Source organism: Streptomyces malaysiensis subsp. samsunensis (assembly GCF_024519315.1).
Classification (GTDB): Bacteria; Actinomycetota; Actinomycetes; order Streptomycetales; family Streptomycetaceae; genus Streptomyces; species Streptomyces malaysiensis.
Genome location: NZ_JANIIC010000135.1, coordinates 1 through 9,789 on the forward strand (window position 1 = coordinate 1; position 9,789 = coordinate 9,789).

8 protein-coding genes are annotated in these 9,789 nt (G+C 66.0%); 6 read left to right on the forward strand and 2 right to left on the reverse strand.

Features of this window, described 5'->3' with window-relative positions:
* The first annotated feature begins 411 nt into the window (after positions 1-411).
* The 5 genes from NQU54_RS47455 (at position 412) to NQU54_RS47475 (ending at position 7,555) form a co-directional block, all read left to right on the forward strand.
* Entirely contained in the window at positions 412-723 is a 312-nt protein-coding gene (locus NQU54_RS47455) for a PadR family transcriptional regulator (protein ID WP_257636471.1), read from the forward strand.
* A 553-nt stretch (positions 724-1,276) separates the two neighbouring features.
* A complete protein-coding gene (locus NQU54_RS47460; RefSeq protein WP_257636472.1) occupies positions 1,277-2,578 on the forward strand; it encodes a hypothetical protein in 1,302 nt (433 codons plus the stop codon).
* A gap of 112 nt (positions 2,579-2,690) precedes the next feature.
* Positions 2,691-3,371, forward strand: coding sequence for a hypothetical protein (locus tag NQU54_RS47465; RefSeq protein ID WP_257636473.1), 681 nt, complete (start codon positions 2,691-2,693; stop codon positions 3,369-3,371).
* Positions 3,368-5,455: a hypothetical protein gene (locus tag NQU54_RS47470; protein WP_257636474.1), complete on the forward strand. Its 2,088-nt coding sequence runs from the start codon at positions 3,368-3,370 to the stop codon at positions 5,453-5,455. Before NQU54_RS47465 ends, NQU54_RS47470 begins: the two co-directional genes overlap by 4 nt.
* A 48-nt stretch (positions 5,456-5,503) precedes the next feature.
* Positions 5,504-7,555: a hypothetical protein gene (locus NQU54_RS47475; RefSeq protein WP_257636475.1), complete on the forward strand. Its 2,052-nt coding sequence runs from the start codon at positions 5,504-5,506 to the stop codon at positions 7,553-7,555.
* A gap of 198 nt (positions 7,556-7,753) precedes the next feature.
* Here NQU54_RS47475 and NQU54_RS47480 read toward each other — a convergent pair whose 3' ends face one another.
* Positions 7,754-8,146 (reverse strand): winged helix-turn-helix domain-containing protein, encoded by a 393-nt coding sequence (locus NQU54_RS47480; protein WP_257636476.1) that lies wholly within the window; start codon positions 8,144-8,146, stop codon positions 7,754-7,756.
* 22 nt (positions 8,147-8,168) lie between these two features.
* Positions 8,169-8,759 (reverse strand): replication/maintenance protein RepL, encoded by a 591-nt coding sequence (locus NQU54_RS47485; RefSeq protein ID WP_257636477.1) that lies wholly within the window; start codon positions 8,757-8,759, stop codon positions 8,169-8,171.
* A gap of 846 nt (positions 8,760-9,605) precedes the next feature.
* Between NQU54_RS47485 and NQU54_RS47490 the strand changes: the two genes are divergently transcribed.
* Positions 9,606-9,789 (forward strand): hypothetical protein (locus tag NQU54_RS47490; protein WP_257636478.1); only part of this gene is annotated, 184 nt, incomplete at its 3' end.

Here is a 9,789-nt window from a genome sequence, read left to right on the forward strand (position 1 = left end):
AACGCACCAAGCTGAAGATCATGTTCACCGCATGACCTTCAGTAAGCCAGCGAGAGCTGTGAGCGCTGCCAAAGTGATACCCATGGTTGCCGCTGCGGCCTTGGCGCCCCGTCGCAAACGGTCAGACCAGTGGGCCGACCTGCCGCCGGGGGGCAGCATGGCCGCGATCAGACCGGTCACTGCACCAAGCAGCAACGTGACAAGCATGAACAGAAAGATCACCAGACCGAGCGGGAACACTCGCTGCCCCATTAATCCAGGTCGGGCGGTGGCGGTGGCAGAGCCGGGCACACCCGACGTTCGAGTACGGAAGGCATAGTCTTACTCTACCTAGCCCCCCATGTCTATTCTCTACTTAGGCATAGCCTTCCTCTACCTAGACAGGAGGCTGAAGTCATGGCGGAGCCGAGAATGACCCTGGCGACGCGGGCTGTGGTGACGGCGCTGCTTGCCCGGCCGACGGACGAGCACTACGGGCTCGAAATCGCGGATGCCGCTGGCCTCCCAGGCGGCACGATCTACCCCATCCTGATTCGTCTGGAGCGGCTGGGATGGCTCGAAAGTCGCTGGGAGGACATCGATCCGCAGAAGGAAGGGCGCCCTCCACGGCGGTACTACCGCTTCAGTGAGGCCGGGGCACAGTCCGCGACTGCAGCGTTGAACAAGGTCGACACGAACCGGCAGAGGCGTTCGTCGTTCCGCCCCCAGGAGGGATCGGCGTGAACTCATTGGCAGCCTTCGAGGGCCAGGTAATGGTAGGTCTGCTGTTCCTGCTGGTTGGGTGGGTGGAGAGGTTGGTCGAGGGAGGCAAACTGAAGGCTATTGCGGAAGGTTTAGGCGCCGTGCGAAACAGTGGCCGGGCCAGGGCCGAGCGTCGACTGCGCCTTGCGCTCCTGTTCCTTCCGCCTGGAGACCGCGGGCGCTACCGGCAGGAGTGGATAGCGGAGATGGCTGGCCTCCCCGCCGATAAAGCGGCACGCTTCGCTGCCAGCGTCCTGGCGTCTGCGCCGCGAACGGGTGTCTCTCTCATTTCCAAGAAGATCTTGAGTCGGCGGACCATATAGCTGGGTGGGCAACACGCCCAGACTGGACGCGGAAGGAGATGAGAGCGACGATCAGCACTTCGTGCCGAGCCGTCGGCCGTGCGCTCTGCCCCGAGGGCCGGGTAATGAGGCCCATCCTCACGTTCAGGTGCCCAAGTCGACTGACTACTGCTGGGGTTGGGGGAGAATCAAAGGAGAGCGCCGAAGGGTGAACCGCTGACGGGGAGAGGTGTGTGGCGAAGAAGCGGCGAGGGGTGCGCATCCCGTGGGTCAAGGATGCGCTGGGCAACGAGTACGACCGCTCCGAGATCGACCGCCAGCCGCACCCGCGCTATGTGACTCCGCTGAAGTGCGGCGGGTGCGGAACCAGGGTGAGCGCCCGGCACGGCAACGCCGACGATCCTGACGGCCGGACCTCTCACTACTTCAAGCTCGACCCGCACACGCCGACCTGCACGTACGACCTCGACCAGCGCGGCAAGCAGCTCGTCGGTGACTCGGAGGGCACGGTGGTGCGGCGCGCGGGCCAGTGGCGGCTGATCTGCCCGCCACTCGACCAGTTCGGGACCGGCGGGCACGCCAAACGGCCGCCGGCCGGGACGGTCCGCCCCGGCCGATCGGGCGGTTCGGGTCCCCGGGCGACCAGCAAACAGGCAGGACAGGCGATCGCATCGGCACGCCGCATCGTGCAGATCCTCCAGGACTTCGACCAGGACCCCGAGGTGGCCGAGGAGTTCGCCGCGGTCGCTCCGAACGGGCAGCGGAACATCCCGTGGACGGAATTCTGCCGTGGCCGCGCCGACGCCGATCAGCTGGCTCAGGCGCTCCTCGACGGAGCCGTCGACACGATCCCGCACGCGGTGTGGGGGCCCGTCAGCACAGCGGACGCCGTCGGCCGCGACCGCGACTCGTACGTGGTCATGTATGTGGCGCGCAACCCCGTCCACATCGAGGACAGGCCCGTACGGCTGCGGGTCGCGGTGCGCTGCGACCGCCCCGACTGGATCGGGGCCACCACACGGTCGGGGAATGTGCTCGCCTACGGCTACTGGAAGCTCTTCCCCAACGACCTGTCACGCGCACAAAGCCAGGGCTGGATCGAATTGCAGCTGTGGGTGAAACAGCCTTGGCAGGTGGCCCGGTGGGACACCGACGGCACCACCGTGGACCTCCCCAAGCCCGTCGTCCGCCCCCGCCAGCCGAAGCCGGCACCCGGTGGCGGGGCCGCCAGCCCGACCCCGCCACCAATACGGGACGTGCCGCCCGCTGCCGCACCGGAGCCGGGATCTCCCGCAATGCTGCCTCCCGCCGCCCTACCGCTGTCCCCGCCTCAGGAGCACCAGGAACCGGTGCAGTCGGCCCCTGAACCACCCGCTGTCCCGACAGAGGGATCCAGGCTGCCAGCGGAGCCTCCGCGCCCGTCACAGCCTCCGCTGCCCCCGCTTCCGCCGTTCCCGCCGCCGGAACCAGGAGAGGGCGGCCGGCGTTCGGCCCTGGGCCGGTGGCTGCGCAGCGTCCGACGCCGCCGTAACTGACCTCGCCGGACTAGCCGGACTAGGTCGTTGTCGCCGAGTAACCGTCTCGTCGGCCGGATCGGCCCTTGTAGAGCCATTGAGCAATCGCACTGCGAATCATTACGCTGTGTGAGTGGATGATGACGAGGGGGATCGCTTCTCCGACGCGATCCGGCTTCTGCTGCTCATCGCGGCGGTGTCTGAGCCGTTGAACGAAGCCGAGCAGCAGGCCGCTCCGAAGGATGCGATGGCTGTGCTGCGCGCTGAGAGCCGGTTGCAGAAGCTGGACTTCTGGCTGCGCAATCCGGACTACCTGGCCGATGAGCTTCTCAACGACTACGAGCGCGAGCGCGAGAAGGAAGCAATCAACCTGGAGCTGGCCGGCAGCATCCTGGATTCGGACGAGCCGGAGATCTGCGCCATCCCGATGCTGCGCTATCTGTTCGGGGCGTTCGAGTACATCGACCAGGCGATGAGCGTCCTGGCCGCCCCGCGGCTGGTGGTGGTCGTACCGTGGCGCACCGCCAAGCGGGTGCTTCAGGACAACTACTACCTCACGGCCAAGGGCCGTGAGCTCGCCGAACGGGCAACGGAGCAGTTCCCGGTCCTGGCTTGGTACACCGAACGCGCCCGCCTCGTCCGGGCGCTGGCCGAGGCCACCGGGCACTCCGCCCTGGCGCTGCGCAAACGGCAGTACCTGCAGCGCGACTACGCCCAGACCCCGCTGAACGAGGTCATCCCGTCGATCGCCGACCGGGCCCGCGCGCGCCTGGCCAGGCTGCGCGCCGAAGCAGAGCAGGGGGATGCTGCGTGACCACAGAGCCTTTGCCGGTCCCCTCCGATGCTGAGCTGTATGAGCAGATCGCCGCCCGAGTGCCGTCCGCTGATGTGGAGAGGGCCCGCGCCGCGCTGTCTGCCCACGGCATTCAGCTGACCAGCCCGCTGCCCGCGCGACGGCAATTGGTCGTGCACCGGCTGTACTGCGAGGGCACCAAGACCGGCACGGACGACAACGACGGTGCCTTCACCAGCGACATGACGCTGGGGCCGGGCCCATGGGCGATCGCCAGCACCCTGAACAACGTCGGCAAGTCGAGCCTTCTGTGGGCGCTGAGCTACGCCCTGCGGGGGGACGGCTTCGAAGCATTCAAACGACCGGAAACGGTGAGCTGGTTCTCCTACGTCCGCGCGGACATCGAGGTCGCCGGCGTCGCGGCCTCCGTCCGCTTGACTTTCGACAAACCCGACCGCCCCAGCTGTCGGCTCTTGAGCGCCGACACCCTCGAGCACCTCACAGCCCTCGACGGCTCCCAGGAGGCCGGTCCCGGCGTTCGTGTGGCGGCCACCGCGGAACCCGACGGCGTCAAGGAACTCATCGACCGCTTTATGCTCGACCGCTTGGGGCTTCGACCGCTGCCTCTGTGGGCAGCGGAGGCCGGCGCTCCGAAGGACGCCGACGGCAACCGCGACAGCGCGGAGCAGGTGCACGGCTGGGCCAGCTACTTCTATGCCATCGCGCTGAACTCGGGAAACTCCAGCGTTCTGCTGGGCCCGATGTCCTACAACCAGCTCCCCGTGAAGCTGATGCAGCTCTTCCTCGACGTCCCATACGCATCCGAGCTCACCCAGGTCAACACGGCGCGCAAGAAGGACACCCAGGAGAGCAACCGCGTTCAGCGTCGGGCGCGAGAGGATGCCCAGGCCCGCGAGCAGCAGACCGAGCCGCTTCGCAAGGCGCTCCGGGCTGCCGAGGAGAAGGTGACGGCCTTGGAAGCGGGCCAGCCCGACCTGACGGGCCTGCTCTCCGAAGTCGACGCCGCCGCACATCGGCTCGCGCACGACCAGGTAGCTCTCCAAGAGGGTGAAGAAAGCCACGCCCTGGCGCGCAAGGCGCGCTTGAAGGACGAGAGAGCCGTCCGCCGGGCCCAGCAAAGCAACGCGGCCCGAGTTCTTCTGGGAGCGCTCGAGCCGGAGTCCTGCCCGCGCTGCGACCACGAGATCGACGATGCCCGGCGCACCGCCGAAGAGAGCGACCACCGGTGCTCGGTGTGCGCAAGCCCTCTGCCGGAGGCCTCGGACGACCCGGAGGCGCGGGCGGCACTGCTCAGCCGGCTGGAGGATCGAGTGAAAGCCTCCCGAACGGCTGAAGACACAGCCCGGCAGGCAGTCGAGACGACGACCGCCGCCTGCAACGACAGCCGTGCCGCGTACGACCTGGCGAACGCCCGACTTACCGCGGCACGCTCCGGCATCTGGTACACCCGCCTCGAATCCGCCCGGCAGGACGTCTACCAGCTGCGCGGCGCCCTGGCTGTCGCCACCGGCAACGGGATGGGACTGCCAGAGGTGGTCGGTGACTACGTCACCGCAACGACAAGTCCGTCGGACACCGAGGACAACTCCGACGACGGCGACGCCATCCTTGCAGCGGCCGCCGAGGTGTTGTCGAAGGTGGTCGCCGACCACAGTAACGCCCTGTTCGCCGACCTGAACCGCGAGATCGTCAGCATTGCCCATGACCTCGGTGTGGCCAACCTGACCAGCGTCGACCTCAACCTGGCGGGGCACCTCAACGCCCGCAAGACCGGAGCCAAGCACCCCTTCAAGGCGTTCAGCCCCACCGACCGCCTGCGCATGCGGATCGCGGCCATCGTCGGCATGATCAAAGTCGGCCGTAAACGGGGGATCATGTCCCACCCCGGCCTGCTGCTCATCGACGCGCCCACAGCCGAAGAGCTCTCCCACGACAACGCGCGCCAGTGCATCAAGACCCTCTACGACACCGCGGCCAATGACCACGGCATCCAGATCGTGATCACCTCGATCGACGACGCGGTTTGGGAGTTCTTCCCCGAGGACCGTACCGTGACCGGTCCTGACAAGCGTCAGCTTTTCTAGGCCAGACAACCAGGGGTACCTAGCAACGCGAGGGAGGCGAAAGGCATCGTGCACGTCATCGACGAACGCTTGATCCAGTGGGCCGCGCACGCCTCCCGTCCCCAACTGCGCGCCGGCCCGACGGTGGACGACCTCGGAGGCCTCGACGCAGTCATCACCGCCGCAGACCACCTCGCCCAGGGCCCCTTTTTACACCACCTCATCCAGACAACCGCGCACCACCTCGACGACTTCGGTACCGAAGCGTGCAAGCCGCTGTATGAGGCCGTCCTCAACGGCCTTCGAACCAACAACAACCACGCTGCCTTCGCCAGTGCCACGGACACCCTCACTGGCCGCCCCGCCCTGGCACGTGAACTCGGCACTCCACTGAATCGCACACTGCTCGCCCGCCTCCAACAAGCCCAAGATGCCGACGACGACCTTGCCGCAGCCCTCATCGGGGTGGAAGCTGCAGACTGTCTCGTCCAACTCACCCTGGCCGGCGTCATCAAAAGCGCTGCGCGTCTCCTCGGCGCCATGGACGAGGCGACCGAGGACCCGGCTGCACTTCCCGAGGCCATGGCCACCCGCCTGCCCCGCCTCCTCGGCGTCCTCGATGCCCACCATCCCAGCGCCGGCCTCCGCGATGCCCTCGAACGCTGCCTGATGCTCGACCACACCTGTCGAGACGCCGCATTCGAACTCGCCCTCGGTGACCTGCGCCAGGCTCTGGAACAAGACCAGTACGCGCCAATGGCCGAGCAACTCCGCAAGACCCAGGACCGGCTGGCCGAACTGATCACTCTCGACCCCGACCGCCTGGATGCCCAGCTCTACCACGCCGCCATCGAAGCCGTCCTCGGCCTGTCCGCTCCCGACGCCCCCACACGCGTCCACACGGCCGCATCCACCGTGCGCGACGCCCTCCACCGCTACCGGGACTATCGCTATCGCACCCGCACCCCGGCCTGGGCAGCACCGCGCCAGAACGATGTGATCGCCTGGTCAGAACTCACCGTCGTGCTCGACGGCGCCGCCGCACACCTCGCACACGATGACCCCTGGTACGAGGGCGGACACGGCATCCTCACCGCGCTGCTCCGCGCGTACACCGCGCACAACACCGTCGCCGTACTCACGGACACCCCCGCGGCTGCGGCCGTGGAGACCCTGGTGGCGCCTGTCGTCGAGGACGCCTTCCTCCAGCACGAGCACCGGCAGCGCTTCCTCGAGCACGCACTGGCCCATGATGAAGAGCTCCGTGACGATCCAGCGGCCCAGCGACTCCACGCCGCTCTCCTCCACCGCACCAAGACCAGCGAGATCTCACCCGATCAGCAGGCGGGTGATCAGGGAAAAGCACGGCGCTGGCAGCGGCTGGCACACCAACTCAAGGACGACTTCGCTGCGTTCGTTGACCAGACGCCCGAGCACATCCTCGACCGCCTGGAGCTCGGCCTGCGCACACACGACGACGTCCTCACGGCCATCGCCGACCCAAAGTACGGCCGCCTCAAGGCACGACTCCTCGGACAGCTGGAAAACTCCAGCGACTGGATTGCCGGCATCGCCGACGAGTTCACCGCTCTCCTGGAAACCACGATCCGTTTCGCATACCTGTGCTACGACATCGGCCGGAAGATGGGCGGCTCCTACACCGAGTACCTACGCAAACGCGACAAAGACGGCAAAAAACAGAAAGTAGACGAAGCCCTATTCCATCAGCACTACCGGGAAGTGCTGCAGTTCTCAGCGCTATTCAGCGTCGTTAACTCAGAAGCCATTGACAAGGCAGGCGGGAGAACCGACATCCTTGTCTCATTCGGCGCCGTTCAATTCAACGTAGAATGCAAAATTGAAGAAGACGACGCCAGCGAAAACGCCCTACGTCAATACGTCGCCCAAGCCGCCGAATACCAGAACACCAACGCTGGCTTCGCCATCCTGCTCGCTCTCGACAAAACCGTCGACACCGAAGGCGCCGTCAACCTCTTCAAGAGCATCTGGATCGAATCTGTCCAGCGTCCCGGCGAATCCGAACCCTGCCTCGTCGTCATCATCCGCATACCGGGAGGACGCGAGAACCCCAATCTGCTGCGTCCTGGCCCCGCTTTGTAGCGGCGGCTGCGCAGGCCCGCGCAGCACTCCCACCCGGGGTGGAGCTGCCGACGATCCCAGGGGCCCATCTCACACTGCTGCCTCGGCTCGGGAAGCGGGGCACCACGGCCGGCAGGCATACTGGAGAGGCGCACTTTCGCGTACAGGTGCGGCGATGCCCCGGCGGTACGGCCGGGGCATCACTGCGTCTGAGAGCGATCAGGCGACCGCGTGGAGGCCGCCCTTGCCTGGCTTGGGCGGGCGCTTGGCGTAGCCCGGGACCTTGATCGGGGGAGGGCCGCCGACGGCGAGCTGCTGGGTCATCTCCTTCTCCAGCTCGTGCTGCGACTCGTAGCCGGCCACGGCAGGGTTGAGGGCGTAGCGGTGGCCGCGGCCGCCCCCGGAGCGCAGCACGATGCCGCGATCGACCAGCAGTCCCATGGCGCGGCTCATGGATGCCTGGCCCACGCCGAGGATCTCGTCGATCTCGGATTGCTTCATGCCTACGGAGCCCCCGGGATCCTGGTGCTTGACCATCACCGAGAGGACGTCGATCGCCGTGGGAGTGAGCTGCAGCTGGTGCAGCATGCCCAGCAAGTCCGTGGTGGTCATCATGGCGATGGGATCCCTTCGGTCAGCCGAGCTCGGTTCGGGAGAACAGGGTGAGCTCGGGTGCGAGTTCGTCGGGGAACTTGGAGTCGAGGACGAGTGCTCGCAGCTCGGCGAGGAAGTCGTGCTGCTCCTGGCCGTTTCCGTTATACGCGACTCGGGGGTTGAGCTGGTAGGAGGACCTCTTGACCTTGCGGATGAGGTTCTTCTCGCAGAGCGCGTCGAGGGCGTGGCCGATGCTGGTCCGCTTCACGCCGAGTTCGGCTGCGATCTCAGCGTGGGTAGCTTCGATCTTGCCCTTCTTCTGCCTGCCAATCATGTTCGACAGGACAGCGGCCTGCAGCTTGCTGATGATGTTGTGCATCAGGCAGTACGGCAGGACGCGTCGCAGGAAGTAGTTGCTGACGAGGGAGTAGCCGGCCTCGCCGAGCATGTCGTGAGGAGGACGCCGGTAGACGACGGTCTTGACCTCGTGGACAGGGCCCTTGCCGAACTGCTCCGCGATCCGGCGCGCGAGATCGGTGCCGCCGTCCGTCTCAACAGGCCGTACAGGCTTGGGGGGTTGGGGTCGAGGGCTCGCGCGCCCCGCGCGCAGGCCCTCTGCCGCTGAGTCCATGTGGTGATCCTTTCGCGTACAGGTGCTGCGCACTGTACGGCAAAAGTTGCGACCATCCGCATGTTACACGCCGGAGAGTTGCTACTCGCCGCAAGTTTATGTCGGCGATCGCCGACATCGGCGGAGGGCCGGCCAACGCGAACCTTGTGATGGTCAGTCTGCACATCCGGGCAGGTCCTGCCGCTGCGTCCGTATGCGACTCGCTGGGTAGTGATCCGGTAAGGGAAGACGTCTCTACGGAGGACCCTGCGGACCGCTGAGCCTGGAGGGCAATACTTGCGACTATTCACATGTCTCATCAGAGAGTTGCGGATACTCGCATGTTTCTAAGCTGAGTGTGGGCATAGACCGACATCCGAGCACCCCTAATGTCGGCGGCCACCGACATTAGGTTTCGCAAAACCGCAGGTCAGAGGCCACTTTTCCCGAACGCCTCTTAACTAAAGACGAACCTCCGCCACAACTCCTTCCCCCTGCCCCGTATTGTCGCAATTGCCCCTACCTGAAGGTCAGTTGCCCGGGGCGGGGGTTGTTGTGTGTGGTGTGTCGGCTGGGGGCCGTCGCGTGGGTGTGGGGGTGTGGGCCGGTCGGTCGTGGTGGTGGGTTGGGGGTGGTTGTGGTCTCTCCTTCCCCCTCTCCCCTCCTCCTTCTCTCTCTCCCTCCACTCTCCTGCCGGAGGCAGGCCCCTCTCTTCCCTCCCTCTCACGGGCAACCGGGCCCCGGAGGGGCCTGGTTGCTCTCACTCCGTATTCCGTGGTTTACTTTTCCTCACGGAATACAAAACAAATTCCCCCGGGTGCAAGGGAATCGGAGATTCTCCCTGAACCCCCGCCATAGGAAAAGGGCATGACACGCCTTCAATTCAATCCCCAACTCAAACCCGAACTCCCCACCCACACAACCAAACTCAGCACCCGTATTTGTGCCGGAGGCACAAACCCTATCCGCCTGTCTTTTCGTTCCGGAGGAACGCAGGTTTATGGAATGGCCGGAGGCCAATTCCATAAATTGCCCGCCGGAGGCGGGCAAT

What these genes read in the sequence shown, in the direction of transcription:
- NQU54_RS47485 (WP_257636477.1), bottom strand. Translation starts at nt 8,759, where the DNA reads ATGGACTCAGCGGCAGAGGGCCTGCGCGCGGGGCGCGCGAGCCCTCGA.
- NQU54_RS47480 (WP_257636476.1), bottom strand. Translation starts at nt 8,146, where the DNA reads ATGACCACCACGGACTTGCTGGGCATGCTGCACCAGCTGCAGCTCACT.
- NQU54_RS47455 (WP_257636471.1), top strand. Translation starts at nt 412, where the DNA reads ATGACCCTGGCGACGCGGGCTGTGGTGACGGCGCTGCTTGCCCGGCCG.